Genomic DNA, 19,345 nt, shown 5'->3' with positions numbered 1-19,345 from the left:
CCGGACGCACCCGTCCGTACGTGTCGAATCGCCCCCGGCCGGCCGGGCCGCCCCGGCTCGACGCCGTGATTCATGCCTCAGCCCGTCACCGGGACGAAGACCGCGAGCAGCAGGTACGCCACCGGCACGGCGAACAGGATCGAGTCGAGCCGATCCATCAGGCCGCCGTGCCCGGGCAGCAGGTTGCTCATGTCCTTGACGCCGAGATCCCGCTTGATCATCGACTCGGCGAGGTCACCGAGCACCGCCGCGACCGAGATCGCCATCCCGAACAGCGCACCCCACCAGGGGGCCACGTCGAACAACGCCCACAGCAGCGCCGCGCTGCCCGCCGCCGCGGCGGTCACCGAGCCGGCGAAGCCCTCCCAGGACTTCTTCGGGCTGATCGTGGGAGCCATCGGGTGCTTGCCGAACGACACGCCCGCGGCGTACCCGCCGGTGTCGGAGAGCACCACCGCCGCCAGCGTCACCAGCACGCGCAGGGCCCCGTCGCCCGGCGCCGCCGCGAGCATGGCCGCGAACCCCGCGAGGAACGGCACGTACACCGCGATCAGGGTGGCCGCGGTGAGGTCACGCTGGTAGTCACCGGGCCCGTCGCCCAGCCGCCAGATCATCGTGCCCAGCACCGTGACCAGCAGCCCGAGGCAGAGCGCGTCGGGCCCCGCGTACCAGGCCAGACCCACTGTGATCACGCCACCGGCGACGAGCGGCGCCAGCGGGGGGTGGGCGCCGCTGCGGCGCACCGCGCGGGCCATCTCCCAGATGCCGATGCCCACCGCGGTCGCGAGCACGGCGAGGAACGCCGGCATGAAGAAGAACAGCGGCACCACGACCGCCGCGCCGAGGGCCACCCCGACACCGATCGCCGCCGGCAGGTTGCGCCCCGCCCGGGACGTCTTCGGCGCGACGGTCGGCGGACGCTCCGGGCTCGCCCGCCGCCGCCCCCGGCCCCGGCGACCGGCCGGCGGCTCGGGCTCGGGCACCGGCGCGGGCTCGTCGCGTACCGCCGGGATCTGGTCGGTGGGCTCGTCCCGCACCGGCGCGATCTGCGCGGTCGGGTACTCGTCGTCGCGTGCGGGCTCGCCCCACGGGCCGTCGTGCTCCGGCCCGGTGGGCCGCCCACGGTCGCCGGCCGGCGGTCCGTCGTACCGGCCCGGGCCGTCGTGGTGCCGCGAGGTCGTCGGGTACGCCCCGGCGTACGTCTCCGTACCCGGGTAGGTGTCCGGGCGGGCGTAGGTGTCCGGCTCGGCGGGTGAGGTGTGCGCGGCCGGGCCGGGTCGCCAGGGACCGGGCTCCAGGTCGGTGTCCGGCCAGGGCAGGGCCGGGGCGGCCGGGCGGTCCCAGCCGCGCGGCTCGGTGCTGCCGTAGGGGTCGGGGTGGGACATCACGCACCGGCAGCCGGTACGAGAGCCACCACATGACGCAAGACCAAGACCATCCCCTACCGGCGTGAGACTTCCTGTTTACCGACCGACGGCCGGGCGACTCCCGCCGTTCACCCCGTGGTGGTCGGGAATCGTGCCGAGCCTACTGCACCCGCCGGAGCGCCGAGGGTGTGCGCCGCCGGGCACGACGACGGCACCGGGCCGCCGCCCCGACGGGCGACGGCGGCGCGGTGCCGTGCGAGGTACGCGGGTGCTCAGACCTCGAGCAGCTCGCTCTCCTTGTGCTTGACCAGCTCGTCGACTCCTGCGACGAAACGGTGGGTCAGGTCGTCCAGTTCCTTCTCCGCGCGCCGGCCCTCGTCCTCGCCGACCTCGCCATCCTTGACCAGGCGGTCCAGCTCCTCCTTGGCCTTGCGGCGGATGTTGCGGACGGCGACCTTGGCCTCTTCGCCCTTCTGCCGGGCGACCTTGATCATCTCCCGGCGCCGCTCCTCGGTCATCTGCGGCAGGACGATGCGGAGCTGGTTGCCCTCGTTGTTCGGGTTGGCCCCGAGGTCCGAGTCGCGGATCGCCTTCTCCATGGCGCCCAGCTGCGAGTTGTCGTACGGCTTGATGATCACCATGCGGGGCTCGGGCACCGCGATGGAGGCCATCTGCGGCAGCGGGGTCGGGCTGCCGTAATAGTCGATGACGATCCGGGAGAACATGGCGGCGTTGGCGCGTCCGGTACGGATCCCGCCGAACTCCTCCTTGGCGTGCTCGATGGCACGCTCCATCTTCTCCTCCGCCTCGAGGAGGGTGTCGTCGATCACCGGTCTCCTCGCCTCCTTCTGTCGCTCGTCGGGTGTGGTGCGGGTGCTGCCGTGGCAGAGAGGGACCGTTGCCGGTCCGGCGGGCCGGTCAGGCCGTGATCAGGGTGCCGATCTTCTCACCGCCGACGGCGCGGACGATGGTGTCGTCGCCCTGCGCGCCGAAGACCAGCATCGGCAGGCCGTTCTCCATGCAGAGGCTGAACGCGGCGGCGTCGGCCACCCGCAGGTTACGGCGCAGCACCTCGGAGAAGGTGATCGAGTCGAGCTTGCTCGCGGTCGGGTCGATCCGGGGGTCGGCGGTGTAGACCGCGTCCACGCCGTTCTTGCTCATCAGCACCACGTCCGCGCGGATCTCCAGCGCCCGCTGGGCGGCCACCGTGTCGGTGGAGAAGTACGGCATGCCGGCGCCCGCGCCGAAGATGACCACGCGGCCCTTCTCCAGGTGCCGGATCGCGCGCAGCGGGATGTACGGCTCGGCGACCTGGGCCATGGTGATCGCGGTCTGCACCCGGGTCTCGATGCCCTCCTTCTCCAGGAAGTCCTGGAGGGCCAGGCAGTTCATGACCGTGCCGAGCATGCCCATGTAGTCGGCGCGGGCCCGGTCCATGCCGCGCTTCTGCAGCTCGGCGCCGCGGAAGAAGTTACCGCCGCCGACCACCACGGAGACCTGCACGCCGCGGCGCACCACGGTGGCGATCTGCCGGGCGATGCCCTGCACGACGTCGGGGTCGACGCCGATCGCGCCGCCGCCGAAGACCTCGCCGGAAAGCTTCAGCACCACCCGGCGGGACCGACCGGGCGGAGGTGCGGTCGGATCCTCCACCGCCAGGTTCCGGTCACTCACAACCTGCGTCATCCGCCCCGCCCCTTCTCCCCGCGCATCGCGCGGTGTCGCGTACGTGCCCCTGCCGACCCTATGTGACGAGGAGGCCGCGGTGCCTGTCGCGTACACCGGCGGCCTCCTCGTCGACGTCTCCCCTGTGCCCGGGCCGGACGGCCCGGCGCGGCGGCTCAGGCCTGGCCGACCTCGAACCGCAGGAAGCGCGTCACCTCGATGCCGGCGTCGGCCAGCACCTGCTTGACGGTCTTCTTGTTGTCGGCGACCGACGCCTGCTCCAGCAGGACGAAGTCCTTGAAGAAGGCGTTGACCCGGCCCTCGACGATCTTCGGCAGCGCCGCCTCGGGCTTGTTCTCCTCGCGGGCGGTCTGCTCGGCGATGCGCCGCTCGGACTCGACGGTCTCGGCCGGCACCTCGTCGCGGGTGAGGTACTTCGGCCGCATCGCGGCGATCTGCATGGCCACGGCGCGGGCATCGGCGTCGGCCGCCTCGTCGCTCTTGCCGGTGAACTCCACGAGCACGCCGACCGCCGGGGGCAGGTCCTGGCTCTTGCGGTGCAGGTAGACGGCGGTGGTGCCGTCCAGCTTGGCGAAGCGGTTGAGCACCAGCTTCTCGCCGATCTTGGCGGACTGCTCCTGGATCAGGTCGGCCACGCTCTTGCCGTCGATGCTGCTGGCGAGCAGCTCCTCGGCGTTGGTGGCGCCGCTGGCCACGCCGTGCTCGACCAGCTGCTGGGCCAGCGCGATGAAGGCGTCGTTCTTGGCGACGAAGTCGGTCTCGCAGTTGAGCTCGAGCAGCGCCTGGCCGGAGTGGGCGATGAGGCCGTTGGCGGCGGTGCGCCCGGCCCGCTTGCCGACGTCCTTGGCGCCCTTGACGCGCAGGATCTCGACGGCCTTGTCGAAGTCGCCCTCGGCCTCGGTCAGCGCCTTCTTGGAGTCCATCATGCCGGCGCCGGTGAGGTCGCGGAGCTTCTTGACGTCCGCGGCGGTGAAGTTGGACATGACTCTCTCTTCGGTGTCAGTGAGGTGGTCTGGGGTGCTGGTTACCCGTTTCCGGGCCGGTGCTGCCCGGCGTACCCGTCACGTCCCCACCGCCGGCGATTCCCGGCGGTGGGGACGCGACGGCGAGATCACTCCGCGGCGGCGGTCGCCGGCTGCTCGGCGGCAGGCGCGGCGGGCTCGGCCGGCTCGGCGGCGGCGGGCTGCTCGTCGGCCTTCTTCGGCTCCTCGAGCAGCTCGCGCTCCCACTCGGCCAGCGGCTCGCCGGCGGCGACCTGGCCGGCCTCGGGCTTCTCGTCCGCGCCCCGGTTACGGCCGGAACGGGCGATCAGGCCGTCGGCGACGGCGGCGGCGACGACCTTGGTCAGCAGCTCGGCCGAGCGGATGGCGTCGTCGTTGCCCGGGATCGGGAAGTCGACCTCGTCCGGGTCGCAGTTGGTGTCGAGCACGGCGATCACCGGGATGCCCAGCTTGCGGGCCTCGTCGACGGCGATGTGCTCCTTCTTGGTGTCGACGATCCACACCGCGGCCGGGAGCTTCTGCATGTCCCGCAGACCACCGAGGGTCTTGGTCAGCTTGATCTTCTCGCGGGAGAGCTGGAGCGTCTCCTTCTTGGTGTAACCGGCGGCGGTGCCGCTCAGGTCACCCAGGGCCTCCAGCTCCTTCATCCGCTGCAGCCGCTTGTACACGGTCTGGAAGTTGGTCAGCATGCCACCGAGCCAGCGGTGGTTGACGTACGGCTGGCCGACCCGGGTCGCCTGCTCGGCGATGGCCTCCTGGGCCTGCTTCTTGGTGCCGACGAACAGGATGCTGCCGCCACCCGCGACGGTGGTGCGGACGAACTCGTACGCCTTCTCGATGTAGTCGAGCGTCTGGCGCAGGTCGATGATGTAGATACCGTTGCGCTCGGTGAAGATGAAGCGCTTCATCTTCGGGTTCCAGCGCCGGGTCTGGTGCCCGAAGTGCACACCGCTTTCCAGCAGCTGACGCATGGTCACGACGGCCATGGTGGGTTACTCCTACGTTGTCCCTGGTTGTCCGTCCGGCCGGCGGCCGGACGCCTGGCGCCCGGTCGCCGGCCAGGGTGGGCCCGGTACGTCATACCGGGACCAGGGAGGCCGTCGCCCCACGGAGAGACCGTGGAGAGGGCACGCGAGGTCGACCGCGCGAGGCGGTCGCCAGTCGACCAGTGTACGCGCCCTCTCCGCTGCCCGGCCCCCGGGTGCGGAGCACGCCCGCCCGGTCAGCCGGCGGCGAGCGCGGCGGCCAGGAACAACACCAGCCCGACGGTCAGGTACGCCGTCGGCGGGCGCAGCCAGCCCCGGCTGCCGTCGGCGAGCGCCAGCCCTCCGGTGCGCAGCCCGTACAGGCCGGTGCCGAAGATCGGCAGGCCCACCACCAGGAACATGCCCACCACGACGTGCGACGTCGACACCGGGTCACCGAAGATGCCGTGCAGCAACACCCGCACCGCCGGCACCTCCAGCACCAGCACGAGCACCGCCAGCAGGACCGCCAGCGCCGGGCGCCGGGTCCGGTAGACGCCGTCACCGGGCGGCGGCCCGTCCGGGCGCGGCAGCACAGCGGGCATCGGACCGGTCGGCATCTCCAGCGGGTGCGGGGTCGCCGCCGGCTGGGCGGGACCACCCGGGCGCTCGCCGATCCGCAGCGGAGTGGGCTCGCCGGGGTTCAGCCGACCGGCGGCGGAGGGCTCGGCCCCGTCCGGGCCCACGGCGCCGGGCGCGGCCGGCTCGACCACCGGGTAGCCGCCGACCGGGCTGAGCCGGGGCTGGTCGACGCCGCCGACCGCGCTCCGGGCGTCGGCGCCGCCGGCCGGGTCGCTGCCGTGGGCGATGAGGCCGTACGGGTCGGCGCCGGCCGGGGAGACGCCGGCCGGGGCGGCCGTCGGCGTACCGAGCGGGCTCGCCAGCGGGTTCCCGTGCGCGGCGGTGCCGAGCGCGTCGACGCCGCTGCGGGACACCGAGCCGAGCGGGTCGGCCGACTCGCGCGCCGCGCGGCGGGCGGCTCGCGACCCGGGCAGCTCCCCGGAGACCTCCGGGTCGTCCGGCCGCTGCGACCGCCAGCTGCTCGTGTCGTCCACCAGCGGATCGGCGGCGGAGTACCGGCCCGGCTCGGCGTACCGGTTCTCACCGGCCCGCTGCTCAGGCGTGCGGTAGTCGTCGTCGCGGTAGCGGGGCTCACCCGCGGCGCGCCAGTCCGACTCGTATCCGCGGTCGCCCCAACGCGACCCCTGCTCATCCTCGGAATAGCTCCGTCGTCCGTCCACGACCGGCACGGTATGCGACACGCACCAGCCGCGCCATTCGGACACCCGGCGATATCGGCCCAGGTCAGCACCGATATCGAGGGGTCGCCGCCGCACTACTTTGGGTAGTCGTGCGATGTGAAGGTCGGTGCGGCACCCGGGTACGGGAAATCGTCGGGGAAGGCGGTCACCACGGCTTCGCGGTTGAGCACGTCGACCAGGAAGTGCGCCAGGCAACCGTCGAACAGGTGCCACTCGTCGAAGTCCCGAGCGCCGTTCACCGCGATGCGCCACCGATCCGGCGCGTCGCCCGGGTCGCGCACCCAGTAGACGGTGTCTCCGTTGTCGGTCAGGGCCACCGCCGTCAGACCGTCGACCGGTGCGGGTAGCGCCTCCCCGCTGGAGGCGTACGCGCGCAGCACTTCGGCGGCCTCCGCGACACCGCGCGCGAGGTCCAGCCGCGCAACCGGATGGCCGGGCGCGAGCAGCGCCAGGAAGTCGTCGAACTTCCCCGGCCCGTACCGGTCGACGAGATCCTTGTAGTCCCCGGGGAGTGCGGAATCGAGCGAGCGCTCCACCGCCGGCCAGTCCGGCGGCGCGCTCAGGCGGGCCGGGGGCGGCACCATCCGCACGAGCCGCTCGACGTACCGGTTCACGCGAGCCTGAAGTCACTCCTGATGACCCCGTACTCGCCGGGCACCACCAGGTAGTTGAAGCGCAGGCCGGGGAGGCCGGACTCCTCGACACCCAGGTTCAGGGCGAGCACCGCCGCATCCGTCCTCCGAACCCTGGATTCGGCGTCCGCCTCGCGGAACTCCGCGATCCCGCCGCAGGCCGAAGCGTCGAACGACGTGTTCCGAGCTGCCACGGCACTCCACTCTCGCTGTCGGACCGGCTCATCATGCCTGTCCCTAGCAGATCGACGACATGATCGTCGTTCCGTCCACAGGCCCACCCCTGTCCACAGGCCACCGGACCGGACCACCCGCGATCAGGGACGCCGGTCGCATCCTGACCGGCATGACGAACCGGAACCGAGCCGTCGGGGCGTACGGCGAGCGGTGCGCGCTGCGGCACCTGATCGAGACGGGCCTGCGCCCGGTCGCCCGCAACTGGCGCTGTCCCGAGGGCGAGATCGACATCATCGCCTGGGACGGCCCGGTCCTCGCCATCTGCGAGGTCAAGACCCGCCGTACCGAGCGGTTCGGCTCCCCCGCCGAGGCCGTCGTGCAGGCCAAGGCCCGTCGGCTGCGCGGCCTGGCCGCCCGCTGGCTCGCCGAGACCGGCACCACCGCCGACGAGGTCCGCTTCGACGTCCTCTCCGTCCGGCTCCCGCTCACCGGCCCCGCCCGCGTCGAACACCTCCGCGGCGCGTTCTGACATGGGGTACGCGAAAGTGCTGAGCGTCGGCCTGGCCGGAGTCGCCGGGCACCTCGTCGAGGTCGAGGCCGACCTGGCTCCCGGACTGCCCGCCGTGATCATCTCCGGCCTGCCCGACACCGCCCTGCACGAGGCGCGCGACCGGGTCCGCGCCGCGATCGTCAACTCCGGCCAGAAGTGGCCCAACCGTCGCATCACCCTCAACCTGCTCCCCGCCACCCTGCCGAAATACGGCTCGGCGTTCGACCTCGCCATCGCGCTCGCCGTCCTGGCGGGCTCGGGTGAGCTGCCGCCGGTGGCCCTGGACGCCACCGTCGTGCTCGGCGAACTCGGCCTCGACGGCGCGGTACGCCCCGTCCGCGGCACGCTGCCCATGGTCGCCGCCGCCGCCCGCGCCGGGCACACCCGCGTCGTCGTACCCGCCGGCAACGCCGCCGAGGCGGCGGTCATCCCGGGCGTACGGGTGCACGCCGTCGACACCCTGCACCGGCTCGTCGCCCACGTCCGCGACGGCAGCCCGCTGCTCACCCCACCCGCCCACGTCCCGGGCGGCGGCACCGTCGGGCCCGACCTGGTCGACGTGGCCGGGCAGCCGCTCGGACGGCGCGCACTGGAGATCGCCGCCGCCGGCGGCCACCACCTCGCGCTGCTCGGTCCGCCCGGCGCCGGCAAGACCATGCTCGCCGAGCGGCTGCCCTCGATCCTGCCCGAACTGGACGACGAGGCAGCTCTGGAGGTGACCGCGCTGCACTCGATCGCCGGCCTGCTGCCACCCGGCGGCGGCCTGCTGCGCCGTCCCCCGTTCCAGGCGCCACACCACACCGCCACGGTGCCCGCGCTCGTCGGAGGCGGCTCCGGGCTGGCCCGGCCCGGCGCGGTGTCGCTCGCCCACCGCGGGGTCCTGTTCCTCGACGAAGCGCCCGAGTTCAGCAAGGGCGCGCTGGAGGCGTTGCGGCAGCCGCTGGAGAGCGGCCGGGTGCGGGTGGCGCGTACCCGGGGCGCCACCGAGTACCCGGCCCGCACCCAACTGGTGCTGGCGGCCAACCCCTGCCCCTGCGCGAAGCCCTCCGGTGACGTCGACTGCGAGTGCCCGCCGCTGACCCGGCGGCGCTACCTGGGACGCCTGTCGGGTCCGCTGCTCGACCGGGTGGACGTGCAGGTCCGGTTGACCGCGGTACGCGCGGCGGAGCTGCTGCGCACCGACGCCGCGCACGAGTCCTCGGCCACCGTCGCCGCCCGGGTCGTCGCCGCGCGGCACGCCGCCGCCGACCGTTGGGCGGCCACCGGGCACCGGGTCAACGCCGACGTTCCCGGCCCGTACCTGCGCCGGCCGCCGTGGCACCTGCCCGCCCGGGTCACCACGGATCTGCGCCGCCGGCTCGACACCGGTTCGCTGTCCGCGCGCGGCTACGACCGCGTACTCCGTCTCGCCTGGACCATCGCCGACCTGGACGGGCGGGATCGGCCCGGCCGCGACGACGTGGCGGAGGCCATCCAGCTCAGGACGGGAGAGGTCGCGTGAGCGCCGACGACCACCGGCTGGCGCGGGTCGCGCTCACCTGGCTCGCCGAGCCCGGCACCCGGTCGGTGTACGCCCTGGTCAAGCGGATCGGCCCGGTCGCCGCGCTCGACCTGCTGCTGTCCGGCGAAGCGCCGGACCGGGCGCTGCGGTCGGCCGTCGCGGCGCGCGGCGCCGCCGGTGACGCCCGGACGGTCGCCGCCGACGCGCTGGCGCGCGGCGAACGACTCGGCGCCCGGCTGGTCACCCCGGACGACGACGAATGGCCCACCCAGGTCGGGGACCTGCGCCGGCTGGCGATGTCCGGGGCCACCCGGCGGGTCGACGTGGAGACCGATCCGCCGCTCTGCTTCTGGGTACGCGGCGCGTGGCCGCTCGACGAGGCGCTGGCACGCTCGGTGGCGGTGGTCGGCGCCCGGGCGGCCACCCCCTACGGCGCGCACATCGCCACCGAGCTGGGCTACGGCCTCGCCGATCGGGAGTGGACAGTCCTGTCCGGTGGCGCGTTCGGCATCGACGCCGCGGCGCATCGCGGGGCGTTGACAGCGGGCGGGCGCACCGTCGCCGTGCTCGCCTGCGGCGTGGACCGCCCGTACCCGATGGGCAACGCCGCGCTGTTCGACCGCATCGCCGACACCGGCCTGCTGGTGAGCGAGTGGATTCCCGGCGCGGAGCCGCTGCGCCCACGATTCCTCATCCGCAACCGGGTCATCGCCGCGGCGACGAACGGCACGGTGCTGGTCGAGGCCGCCGCCCGCAGCGGCGCCACCCAGACGCTCAACCGGGCGCTCGGCCTGCACCGCCCGGCGATGGTGGTGCCGGGCCCGGTGACCTCGGCGATGTCCGTCGGCGGGCACGAGGTGCTGCGGGAACACCCACGGGCCCGGCTGGTCACGAACGTCGCGCACGTGCTGGAGGAGGTGGGGCGCATCGGGTACGACCTGGCCCCGCCCGCCCGGGCCCCCGAACGTCCACGGGACCGGCTCGACGAGGAGGCCACCCAGGTGCTGGAGGCGCTGCCGCGCCGCCGGGCGCTGGACCTGGAGAGCGTCGCGGCACGCGCCGGCGTGGACCTGCGCACCGCCATGCGCAAGCTGTCCATGCTGGAGGAACTGGCGATGGTGGTACGCCGCGACGACGGCTACGCGCTCGCACCCCCACCGGCCGCCCGCACGTGACCGCCTCAGTCGCCCTCGAACCGGATCTCGGCGTCGCGGCGCTCGGCACATCGGCGGACGAGCCGGGCCAGCCGGTGCACGTGGTCGACCTCCGCCTGCGCCCGGGCCACCTCGGCCAGGCACCGCAGCTCGGCGAGCAGGTGCGGCATCCGCTCGGTGCCCACTGTCAGCTCACCGAGCGGGTCGACGCGGTCCAGCAGCGGGGTCCGGCCACCGCCGCGCACACGCTTGAGCAGGTCGAGCAGCAGATCCTGCGGATCCGCCACGACCTCGATCGAGACGTACGCGGGCCGGCGACGGCTGTCGCCCGCCGACACCTGCCGGTAGAGGACGGCGTCCACTCCCACTCTCGGCCCTCCTCGTAGCGGCGTCACCGACGCGGGGACGCGTTCGTCTGATCGCGGCCGGATCGACCTCCGTCGGGGCCGGTCCGGGCCACGCTGCCCGCCGGTCGCCGCACCGGAGCGTGCCGCAGCATGAGTTTCCCCTGTCCAGACCCGCTTTTGCCACCCCACTCAGCGCGTCGGCGGGTAATCCACGCCGGGAAGAAGCGGACGGCAGTGGCGGACGGCACAACGCACGGGCGACGGCCCGGCCCACCGCGAGGACGGAAACGGTAGCCGGGCGGCACGGCGAGCGGCGGGGCGGCGGCACGGCGAACGTGGGCGCTCCGGCCTTACGCTGGGGCGGTGATCGCTGTCCGCCACCGCCGCCGCGACCGGGTGCGCCCGGACCGGACGCCGCGATGAGTCAGCGGCGGCGTGGCACGCGGGACGCGCACGAGGAGCTGCCCGCGTCGATGCGCGAGGCGGTGGACGACTTCGCCGACCACCTGTCACGGGTGCGCAACCGCTCCGTCCACACCGTCCGGGCGTACGTCACGGACCTCGTGTCGCTGCTGGATCACGCCGTCCGGATGGGCTGCGCCGACCTGCCGGAGCTGGACCTGGCAATGGTGCGTAGCTGGCTGGCGAAGCAGCGGACCATGGGCGCGGCCCGGACGACCATGGCGCGGCGTGCCGCCTCGGTCCGCACGTTCAGCGCCTGGGCGCACCGGACCGGCCTGCTCGCCGACGACGTGGCCGCGCCGCTGGCCAGCCCCCGGGCCCGGCGGGAACTGCCCACAGTGCTGCGGGCCGACCAGGCCGCCGTCCTGATGGAGGCGGCCCGGCCCGCGGACGCCCCGCAGCCCGTGGAGACGGCGGGTGCGGACACACCCGCTGCGGTGCTGCTGCGTGACCGGCTGCTGCTGGAGCTGCTCTACGGCACCGGGGTACGCGTCAGCGAGGCGTGCGGCCTGGACGTCACCGACGTCGACCAGGCCCGCCGGGTGGTACGCGTGCTGGGTAAGGGCGGGCGGGAACGCTCGGTGCCCTACGGGGTGCCGGCCCAGCGGGCGCTCGACACCTGGCTGCGCGACGGCCGGCCCGTTCTGCTGACCCCGGGCTCGGGCCGGGCGCTGCTGCTCGGGGCTCGGGGCGGACGGCTCAACCCGACCACGGCGCGACGGATCGTGTCCGGCTGGGCCGGTGCCGCGGGGGTGCCGCGGGTGACGCCGCACGGGCTGCGCCACTCCGCCGCGACGCACCTGCTCGAAGGGGGCGCGGACCTGCGGGCCGTGCAGGAGTTGCTGGGGCACTCGTCGCTCGCCAGCACCCAGATCTACACGCACGTCTCGGTGGAGCGGCTCCGCGCCGCGTACCGCCAGGCGCACCCCCGCGCCTGACCGCAGAAAGCGTCGGTGGAACGTCATGGGTGTCCGCGGGGCCGGGAGACACCCATGACGTTCCACCCGAGCGGGCGAATCCGGCCGGGGCATGATCCATCCCGGGCTAGGATCGGTGGATGACGGTGCCGCAGCCGCCCGAGCCGATTCCCGGGGCTCGGCTGCTCTTCTCCCTCGATCCCTCCGTCAGTCACCTCAACCACGGCTCGTTCGGCGCCGTACCGATCGCCGTGCAGCGCGCCCAGCAGCGCCTGCGCGACGAGATGGAGGCCAACCCGCTGCGGTTCTTCACGCAGGGCCTGGTCGACCGGATCGCCCACGCACGGCGGCACCTGGCCGCGTTCCTCGGCGCCGACCCGGACGGCACCACGCTCGTCGGCAACGCCACCGCTGGCGCGGCCGTGGTGCTGCAGTCGCTGGCCCTGCGCCCCGGCGACGAGATCGTGACCACCGACCACGGGTACGGCGCGGTGGCGCTGTCCGTCGCCCGGGAGTGCGCCCGCACCGGTGCGGTGTCCCGCACCCTGCCGGTGCCGTTGACCACCACCGACGAGGAGGTGGTCGAGATCATCCGCGACGGGCTGCGCCCCGGGCGCACCAGGCTGCTGATCGTCGACCAGCTCACCTCGCCGACCGCCCGGCTGTTCCCCACCGCGGCGATCGTCGCGGTGGCCCGGGAGCAGGGCGTGCCGGTACTGGTCGACGCCGCCCACGCACCGGGCATGCTGCCGGCCACCGTCGCCTCCGTCGGCGCCGACTTCTGGGTCGGCAACCTGCACAAGTGGGCGTACGCGCCACGCGGCACCGCCGCGCTCGTGGTGGCCCCGCAATGGCGGGAGAGGATCCAGCCGCTCGTCGTCTCGTGGGAGCAGGACAGCGGCTTCCCGGTCCGGGTCGAGTGGCAGGCGACGCTCGACTACACCGGCTGGCTGGCCGCCCCGGTGGGCCTGTTCACGTTGCGCAGCCTCGGCGTGGACCGGGTACGCGCACACAACGCGGCGCTGGCCGCGTACGGGCAACGGGTCGTCGGGGACGCACTCGGTGTGGCGCCCGAGCGGCTGCCGGAGCCCGGCGGGCCTGCGGTCGCCATGCGGCTCGTGCCGCTGCCGCCCGGTGTCGCGACGACGCTCGACGCGGCCCGGGAGCTGCGGACCCGGATCGCCGAACGGCTCTCCGCCGAGGTGTCGATCGCCGGCTGGAACGGGCGCGGCTACCTGCGGCTGTGCGGCCAGGTCTACAACACCCCCGACGAGTACGACCGGCTGGCCGTCCGGCTGCCCACGCTGCTCGCCCAGGGCTGAGCGATACACCCGATCACCCGGCGGGGACGGGGTGCAGCGGGAGCAGCCGGACCCGACCGAGCCCGAGCAGGGCCAGCGGGTCGAGATATTCGGTGTCGCGTCGCAGTCCCCAGTGCAGGCAGGCCGCCCCGGCGCAGCCCTGATGCCCGGCGAGCAGGTCGCCGACCGGCGCGCCGGCGGCCACCGGCGTGCCGGCGGTGAGCCGGGAGCGGACCGGTTCGTATGTGGTGCGCAGCCCGTCGGAGTGGCCGACGGTGAGCACCGGCCGGCCCGCGACGATGCCGGCGAACAGGACGGTCCCGGCGCCGGCAGCCAGCACCGGCGCGCCGGGAGCGGCGGCGAGGTCGACGCCCCGGTGCCCGGACAGCCAGGGCTGCGGCGGCGGGTCGAACCGCCGCACCACCCGCGGCGCACCCGTCAGCGGCCACCGGAACCGCCCGCCGGGCGCACCCCGAAGTCCCGCAGCCGATCCGCCCGCCGCCGAAGCCCCGGAGCCCGGGACAGCCGCAGGAGACCCCGGCAACGGCCGGACCGAGGACGACAGCGCCGCCCGGGACGGCACGGAGACACCCGGCAGGCAGACGACGAGGCACAACACCACCAGCCCGGCCCTGCCCGCTACAGAGATCGAGGAACGCACGCCGACCACCCTGCCGCCCCGGGCACCGTCCCGCGAACCCCACCCGGCCGCCCTGTGGACGGCGCACCGCCTGTGGACGAGCGCCGAAATCGGGGCCGATCTGCTAGGCCCTGGACGCCTATGCTGGCCGGGTGACGAAGGACTGGTACGCCTGGCACAGCGACTACGACCAGCCCGAGTCCGCACTGGCGCGGCGGCTCGCCGAGGTGCGGCAGCGTGTCTCCGACGCCCTCGACGCGGCGCCGCCCGGTCCGCTGCGCGCGCTGAGCCTCTGCGCGGGTCAGGGGCGCGACCTGATCCCGGTGCTGGCCGCCCACCCCCGGGGGCGCGACGTGACCGCCCGCCTGGTCGAGCTGGACCCACGAAACGCCGATCCGGCCCGCCGCGCCGCCGCCGACGCGGGGCTCACCGGCGTGGAGGTGGTGACCGGGGACGCCTCGCTGACCGACCGCTACGCCGATCTGGCCCCGGCGGATCTGGTACTGGTCTGCGGCATCTTCGGCAACATCGGCGACGACGACATCCGGGCCACGGTGCGGCACTGCGCCTCGCTCTGCGCCACCGGCGGCACCGTGCTGTGGACGCGGCACCGGCGCGAGCCGGACCTGGTGCCGGTCATCTGCGAGTGGTTCGCCGAGGAGGGCTTCGAGCCGGTCGCTGTGGGCAGCCCGGCCGACGGTGTGGGCGTCGGCGCGCACCGCTTCACCGGCACGCCGCGCCCGCTGGCGCCGGGGGTGCGGATGTTCACGTTCGTGGGCTACGACGTGCTGGAGCGGACGGAGCAGGAATGACCACAGTGGACGATGTCAGTCTGCCCTCCCGGGTGGCCGGGCCGGACGAGGCGATCAGCGTCGAGGAGCTTCAGCTCGCCGCGCGCAACCACGGCATCCCACTGGAGGCCCTGCGGTACGACGTGACCCCGGCGGGCCTGCACTATCTGCTCATCCACTACGACATCCCGGACGTCGACCCGGCCGCGTACGCGCTGGGCGTGTCCGGCGCGGTCGAGCGTCCACTGCGGCTGGACCTGTCGGCGCTGCGCGAACGGCCCCGGGTGACCCACCGCGTGACGCTGGAGTGCGCCGGTAACGGCCGGGCGCTGCTGCGTCCCCGCCCGGTCAGCCAGCCCTGGCTGGTGGAGGCGGTGGGCAACGCCGAGTGGACCGGTACGCCGCTGGCGCCGCTGCTGCGCGAGGCCGGCATGTCCGGCGACGCGGTCGACGTGGTGTTCACCGGCGCGGACCACGGGGTGGAGCGCGGTGTCGAGCAGGACTACCAGCGGGCGCTGCCGGTGGCCGACGCGCTGCGCGAGGAGGTGCTGCTGGCGTACGAGATGAACGGCGCTCCCCTGCTGCCGCAGCACGGGGCGCCGCTGCGCCTGATCGTGCCCGGGTGGTACGGCATGGCACACGTGAAGTGGCTGCGCGACATCACTGTGACGACTGAGCCGTTCGACGGCTACCAGAACGCGGTGGCCTACCGGCTGCGGCGCGACGCCGACGACCCGGGCGTGCCGGTGACCCGGATCGAGCCGCGCGCGCTGGTGCGTCCGCCCGGCTTCCCGGACTTCATGTCCCGCACCCGGGTGCTTCGTCCGGGACAGTGCACTCTGGACGGTCGGGCCTGGTCCGGCCACGCGCCGGTGACCTCGGTCGAGGTGACGGTGGACGGCGGCGAGACGTGGACACCGGCGCTCCTCGACGAGCCGGCCGCCGGCGAGTGGGCGTGGCGCCGCTGGTCCGTGAGCTGGACGGCGACGCCGGGGCGCTACGTGCTCGGCGCCCGGGCGACCGACGCCTCGGGGCGCACCCAGCCGGTCGAGCAGCCGTGGAACCGGGGCGGGTTCGCGAACAACCTGGTGCAGCGGGTCGAGGTGGTCGTGCCGGCGGAGTGAGCCGGGGGCGTTGCGCCGCCTGCGGTCAGCTCCCGAATCCGGAATCTGCGGGAAGCGAGATGTCGGGCTTTTCGAGCTCTTCCACATTGACGTCCTTGAACGTCATCACTCGCACATTCTTGACGAAACGGGCAGGACGGTACATGTCCCACACCCAGGCGTCGTGCATCTCGACCTCGAAGTAGACCTCGCCGTCGGAGTTGCGCACGTGCAGGTCGACCTGGTTGGCCAGGTAGAAACGGCGCTCGGTCTCCACCACGTAGGAGAACTGGCGGACGATGTCCCGGTACTCCCGGTAGAGCTGCAGCTCCATCTCGGTCTCGTACTTCTCGAGATCTTCCGCGCTCATCGCACTCCGCCTTCCATGACCACATCTTCCCCCACCGACGCCGGAGGTCGCGGCTGCTCGCCCAACGCCACGCCGACGGTACCCCCTGACACGCCGCAGCGCCCCATCGGCTCGTCCGGGCGGCCGGCGAACGCGCCGGGCGACAGCCCTGGCAGCCCGGCCACGGGCTCGGATGGCGCCCCGTCGGCGCCGGCACCCGCCGGACGGCGGGCGCGGGGAGGCCGGCCGTCCCGCCCGGAGACGGCGGCCACGTTCACGTACGAGAAGCGGTGTTCCCGGCAGGGCCCGAGCGCGCGCAGCGCGGCGCTGTGCTCGGCGGTGATGTAGCCCTTGTGCTCGGCGAACCCGTAGCCGGGGAACCGCCCGTCCAGCTCCACCATGATCCGGTCCCGGGTGACCTTCGCCAGCACGCTCGCCGCCGCCACACACGCGGCCACCCGGTCGCCCTTCCAGACCGCCAGGCCCGGCACGTCCAGCCCGTCGACGCCGAAGCCGTCGGTCAGCACGTACTCGGGGCGGGTGGTGAGCGAGGCGAGCGCCCGGCGCATCGCGGCGAGGTTGCACACGTGCAGTCCGCGCGCGTCGACCTCCTCGGCCGGGATGACGACCACGGCGTACGCCAGGGCCCGTGCCACCACCTCGTCGTGGACGCGCTCGCGGGCGGCGGCGGTGAGCAGCTTCGAGTCGGCCAGTTCGTCGATCTCACCACGCCGGCCCTCGGGCAGGATCGCGGCGGCGGCCACGAGCGGCCCGGCGCAGGCGCCGCGACCGGCCTCGTCGGCGCCCGCCACGTGCCGGAAGCCGCGCCGTTGCAGGGCCCGCTCCAGCGCGTAGAGGCCGCCGTCGCGGCGGACCACGGTGCGCGGCGGGGTCAGCACGCGCCACCTCCGGTCAGTACGGCGCCGAGCCGGCCGGGCAGGTCCGGCGGGTAGTAGCGCTCGGTGCAGGCGGCCAGCTCGGCGACCGGCCACCAGCGGTGCCCGTGCACGCTCGCCCGCTCGACGTCGTTGAAGCCCGCGGTGTCGACCTCCCAGCCCGGCACCCGGACCAGGTAGAACTGCTGCTCCTGGCGGTACCAGACGCCATCGAACGGGAACTCGACGATGTCCGACCAGACCGGCGTGCCCAGCTCGGCCGGGGCCAGCCGCAGACCGGTCTCCTCGGCCAGTTCCCGGGCGGCGCCGTCGGCCGGGGCCTCCCCCGGCTCCAGCCCGCCGCCGGGCGTGAACCAGTAGCGGTGGCCCGGCCGGGCCGGATCACTGCCCTCGAACAGCAGCACCCGGTCGGACGCGTCAACCAGCAGCACCCGGGCCGCGCGACGAGGGGTGTAGACGGTCACCGGACCAGCCTGCCAGACGCCTGTGACGAACGACCACGCCCTCCCGCCGCCGACGCCGGGCCGGCGTGCCGGAGCGTGGCGCGGACCCGCTCAGGGATTGGGGATCCCGTCGAACTGCTCGGGCACGGTGAGCCAGGTCGCACGGCTGACCGGCCAGAAGATGGTGAACGCCCGGCCGACGACCTCGCCCTCGGGGATGGTGGCGACGTTGATGTCCTCGCCCGACTGCTGCCAGTGCTCGAGCGAGTCGCCGGACGCCTCCCGGTGGTCGCCCATGACCCACAGGCGCCCCTTCGGCACGGTGATGTCGAAGTCCTGGTCGGCGGGCTTGTTGCCGGGGAAGATGAACGGCTCGTCGATCGGCTTGCCGTTGATGATCAGCCGTTCCTGGCCGCCGGTGCGGTCGCAGCAGACCACGTGATCGCCGCCGACGCCGATGACCCGCTTGATGAAGTCCTCGCCGTCGGGGTTGCCGCTCCACTCGGTGGGGGCCTTGAAGACGATCACCTCGCCCCGGTGCGGCGACCGGAAGTCGTAGACCAGCTTGTTGACAAGCACCCGATCGTCGATCTTGAGGGTGTTCTCCATGGACGGCGACGGGATGAAGAAGGTCTGCAGCACGAAGGCACGCACCAGCACCGCGACCAGGATCGCCACGCCCAGGAGGATGGGCAGCTCCTTCCAGAAGGAGCTGCGGGGCTTCTCGGTCTGCTCGTCGATCACGGGAGGAGCCTACGTCGCCCGGTGCGGCGCGGTCGCCCCGAACCCGCCAGAACGGTGAGCGTCGCCGCGACCGGAAGGATCAGGACGACTCCGCCCACCGGGTCGGGATCGACCGGGACCGGCCCGGCCGGCGCGGCCTCCGCGCGCGGCACGCTGGTGAACGTCTCCGGTACGGGCAGTGTGGTCCACCGCTGCGACGGCCAGACGATCATGAAGGCGCGGCCGACCACGTTCTCGATCGGCACCGGCCCCTGACATCGGGCGTCCTGCGAGACGAGCCGGTGGTCACCCATCACGAAGATCTGCCCCGGCGGCACCACCACCTCGGTGAACTGCCGCGACCGGCACTCCTTGGGGTTCGGCGGCAGGTCGACCGGGGAATCTTCGGAGACGTACGCCTGCTCGTCCAGCGGCACCCCGTTGACCACCACCCGGCCGTCGTCGCAGCACCAGATCTTGTCGCCCGGTACGCCGATGACGCGCTTGATGAAGTCCTTCTCGCCAGGGCGGCTGACGCCCACCAGGTCGCCGAGCGTACGGCCGACCCGGCCGGCGAAGTTCGTCGGCGGCGCGGGCGCCTCCTGGGCGACCCAGCGGTCGGTGCCCCGGAACACCACCACCTCGCCGCGGACCGGGTCGCGGACGTCGTAGACGACCTTGTTGACGAGCACCCGGTCGCCGACGAGCAGCGTGTCCTCCATCGACCCGGAGGGGATGAAGAACGCCTGGAGCAGGAAGGTGCGGATCAGCACCGCGAGGCAGAACGCCACGATCAGCAGCAGCGGCAGCTCCTGCCAGAGCGGCATCTGGCGGCGGCCACGCCGGGCTCGCCGGCGCCAGGGATCGACGGCACCGTCCTCGTCAACCATCTGCACCATGCCACTCTCCGGTCCGCGGAAACGACACTACCGCCCGGGAGTCCCCTCGGAGACCCCACGGGCGGTAGTGGACCGTTTCGCACCGTCCGGTCGCGCCCGTACCGACCAGAGTAATGCGA

At 73.7% G+C, this 19,345-nt stretch carries 22 protein-coding genes; 7 read left to right on the top strand and 15 right to left on the bottom strand.

Annotated elements, in window-relative coordinates; genetic code table 11:
* Positions 1-77: 77 nt before the first annotated feature.
* From AB0B20_RS01730 to AB0B20_RS01695, 8 genes are all read right to left on the bottom strand, one after another.
* Positions 78-1,385 carry a phosphatidate cytidylyltransferase gene (locus AB0B20_RS01730; RefSeq protein ID WP_357382347.1) on the bottom strand — a complete coding sequence of 436 codons (1,308 nt, stop codon included), beginning with the start codon at positions 1,383-1,385 and terminating at the stop codon, positions 78-80.
* Positions 1,386-1,639: 254 nt separating this feature from the next.
* Complete coding sequence (gene frr, locus AB0B20_RS01725; protein ID WP_030504243.1) at positions 1,640-2,197, bottom strand: ribosome recycling factor; 558 nt, start codon at positions 2,195-2,197, stop codon at positions 1,640-1,642.
* 88 nt (positions 2,198-2,285) lie between these two features.
* Positions 2,286-3,053, bottom strand: coding sequence for a UMP kinase (gene pyrH, locus AB0B20_RS01720; protein ID WP_357382344.1), 768 nt, complete (start codon positions 3,051-3,053; stop codon positions 2,286-2,288).
* 155 nt (positions 3,054-3,208) lie between these two features.
* Positions 3,209-4,036: a translation elongation factor Ts gene (gene tsf / locus AB0B20_RS01715; RefSeq protein WP_357382342.1), complete on the bottom strand. Its 828-nt coding sequence runs from the start codon at positions 4,034-4,036 to the stop codon at positions 3,209-3,211.
* A 128-nt stretch (positions 4,037-4,164) separates the two neighbouring features.
* Positions 4,165-5,040 (bottom strand): 30S ribosomal protein S2, encoded by an 876-nt coding sequence (rpsB, locus tag AB0B20_RS01710; protein ID WP_357382340.1) that lies wholly within the window; start codon positions 5,038-5,040, stop codon positions 4,165-4,167.
* 236 nt (positions 5,041-5,276) lie between these two features.
* On the bottom strand, positions 5,277-6,320 hold the full coding sequence (locus tag AB0B20_RS01705) for a hypothetical protein (RefSeq protein ID WP_357382338.1): 1,044 nt from the start codon (positions 6,318-6,320) through the stop codon (positions 5,277-5,279).
* Positions 6,321-6,415: 95 nt separating this feature from the next.
* Positions 6,416-6,931, bottom strand: a complete 516-nt coding sequence (locus AB0B20_RS01700) for a hypothetical protein (RefSeq protein WP_357467296.1) — start codon at positions 6,929-6,931, stop codon at positions 6,416-6,418.
* Positions 6,932-6,951: 20 nt separating this feature from the next.
* Entirely contained in the window at positions 6,952-7,167 is a 216-nt protein-coding gene (locus AB0B20_RS01695) for a hypothetical protein (protein ID WP_357467293.1), read from the bottom strand.
* A 152-nt stretch (positions 7,168-7,319) separates the two neighbouring features.
* Here AB0B20_RS01695 and AB0B20_RS01690 point away from each other — a divergent pair, with 152 nt between their 5' ends.
* Genes AB0B20_RS01690 through AB0B20_RS01680 form a run of 3 tightly spaced genes read left to right on the top strand, consistent with a single transcriptional unit; the run spans position 7,320 to position 10,376 of the window.
* Entirely contained in the window at positions 7,320-7,679 is a 360-nt protein-coding gene (locus tag AB0B20_RS01690) for a YraN family protein (protein ID WP_357382332.1), read from the top strand.
* Position 7,680: 1 nt separating this feature from the next.
* Positions 7,681-9,201 carry a YifB family Mg chelatase-like AAA ATPase gene (locus AB0B20_RS01685; RefSeq protein WP_357382330.1) on the top strand — a complete coding sequence of 507 codons (1,521 nt, stop codon included), beginning with the start codon at positions 7,681-7,683 and terminating at the stop codon, positions 9,199-9,201.
* Positions 9,198-10,376, top strand: coding sequence for a DNA-processing protein DprA (locus tag AB0B20_RS01680; RefSeq protein WP_357382328.1), 1,179 nt, complete (start codon positions 9,198-9,200; stop codon positions 10,374-10,376). The genes AB0B20_RS01685 and AB0B20_RS01680 overlap by 4 nt, the downstream gene beginning before the upstream one ends.
* A gap of 5 nt (positions 10,377-10,381) precedes the next feature.
* Here AB0B20_RS01680 and AB0B20_RS01675 read toward each other — a convergent pair whose 3' ends face one another.
* Positions 10,382-10,723, bottom strand: a complete 342-nt coding sequence (locus AB0B20_RS01675) for a hypothetical protein (protein ID WP_357382326.1) — start codon at positions 10,721-10,723, stop codon at positions 10,382-10,384.
* Positions 10,724-11,121: 398 nt separating this feature from the next.
* On the opposite strand from AB0B20_RS01675, the gene AB0B20_RS01670 reads away from it, so the two are divergent.
* Both AB0B20_RS01670 and AB0B20_RS01665 read left to right on the top strand, forming a co-directional pair.
* A complete protein-coding gene (locus tag AB0B20_RS01670) occupies positions 11,122-12,102 on the top strand; it encodes a tyrosine recombinase XerC (protein WP_357382324.1) in 981 nt (326 codons plus the stop codon).
* A gap of 119 nt (positions 12,103-12,221) precedes the next feature.
* On the top strand, positions 12,222-13,403 hold the full coding sequence (locus tag AB0B20_RS01665) for an aminotransferase class V-fold PLP-dependent enzyme (RefSeq protein ID WP_357390574.1): 1,182 nt from the start codon (positions 12,222-12,224) through the stop codon (positions 13,401-13,403).
* A gap of 13 nt (positions 13,404-13,416) precedes the next feature.
* Here the strand turns inward: AB0B20_RS01665 and AB0B20_RS01660 are convergent, their stop codons facing one another.
* Positions 13,417-13,947, bottom strand: a complete 531-nt coding sequence (locus tag AB0B20_RS01660; protein ID WP_357390578.1) for a M23 family metallopeptidase — start codon at positions 13,945-13,947, stop codon at positions 13,417-13,419.
* A gap of 227 nt (positions 13,948-14,174) precedes the next feature.
* Here AB0B20_RS01660 and AB0B20_RS01655 point away from each other — a divergent pair, with 227 nt between their 5' ends.
* A complete protein-coding gene (locus AB0B20_RS01655) occupies positions 14,175-14,834 on the top strand; it encodes a class I SAM-dependent methyltransferase (RefSeq protein ID WP_357390572.1) in 660 nt (219 codons plus the stop codon).
* Positions 14,831-15,937 carry a sulfite oxidase gene (locus AB0B20_RS01650; protein WP_357467288.1) on the top strand — a complete coding sequence of 369 codons (1,107 nt, stop codon included), beginning with the start codon at positions 14,831-14,833 and terminating at the stop codon, positions 15,935-15,937. Before AB0B20_RS01655 ends, AB0B20_RS01650 begins: the two co-directional genes overlap by 4 nt.
* A 25-nt stretch (positions 15,938-15,962) precedes the next feature.
* Here AB0B20_RS01650 and AB0B20_RS01645 read toward each other — a convergent pair whose 3' ends face one another.
* From AB0B20_RS01645 to lepB (AB0B20_RS01625), 5 genes are all read right to left on the bottom strand, one after another.
* Positions 15,963-16,286: a DUF2469 domain-containing protein gene (locus AB0B20_RS01645; RefSeq protein WP_011905215.1), complete on the bottom strand. Its 324-nt coding sequence runs from the start codon at positions 16,284-16,286 to the stop codon at positions 15,963-15,965.
* Positions 16,283-17,164 carry a ribonuclease HII gene (locus AB0B20_RS01640; protein ID WP_357390568.1) on the bottom strand — a complete coding sequence of 294 codons (882 nt, stop codon included), beginning with the start codon at positions 17,162-17,164 and terminating at the stop codon, positions 16,283-16,285. The genes AB0B20_RS01645 and AB0B20_RS01640 overlap by 4 nt, the downstream gene beginning before the upstream one ends.
* Complete coding sequence (locus tag AB0B20_RS01635) at positions 17,158-17,625, bottom strand: NUDIX hydrolase (RefSeq protein WP_357390566.1); 468 nt, start codon at positions 17,623-17,625, stop codon at positions 17,158-17,160. The genes AB0B20_RS01640 and AB0B20_RS01635 overlap by 7 nt, the downstream gene beginning before the upstream one ends.
* A gap of 90 nt (positions 17,626-17,715) precedes the next feature.
* Positions 17,716-18,348, bottom strand: a complete 633-nt coding sequence (gene lepB, locus AB0B20_RS01630; RefSeq protein WP_357390564.1) for a signal peptidase I — start codon at positions 18,346-18,348, stop codon at positions 17,716-17,718.
* Positions 18,345-19,226, bottom strand: coding sequence for a signal peptidase I (gene lepB, locus AB0B20_RS01625; protein WP_357390562.1), 882 nt, complete (start codon positions 19,224-19,226; stop codon positions 18,345-18,347). The genes lepB (AB0B20_RS01630) and lepB (AB0B20_RS01625) overlap by 4 nt, the downstream gene beginning before the upstream one ends.
* Positions 19,227-19,345: the final 119 nt, after the last annotated feature.

It is taken from the genome of Micromonospora sp. NPDC049151, from assembly GCF_040648395.1.
Lineage (GTDB): Bacteria > Actinomycetota > Actinomycetes > Mycobacteriales > Micromonosporaceae > Micromonospora.
The sequence above is the reverse complement of the archived record's forward strand: the minus strand, read 5'-3'. Positions and strand labels throughout refer to the sequence as shown.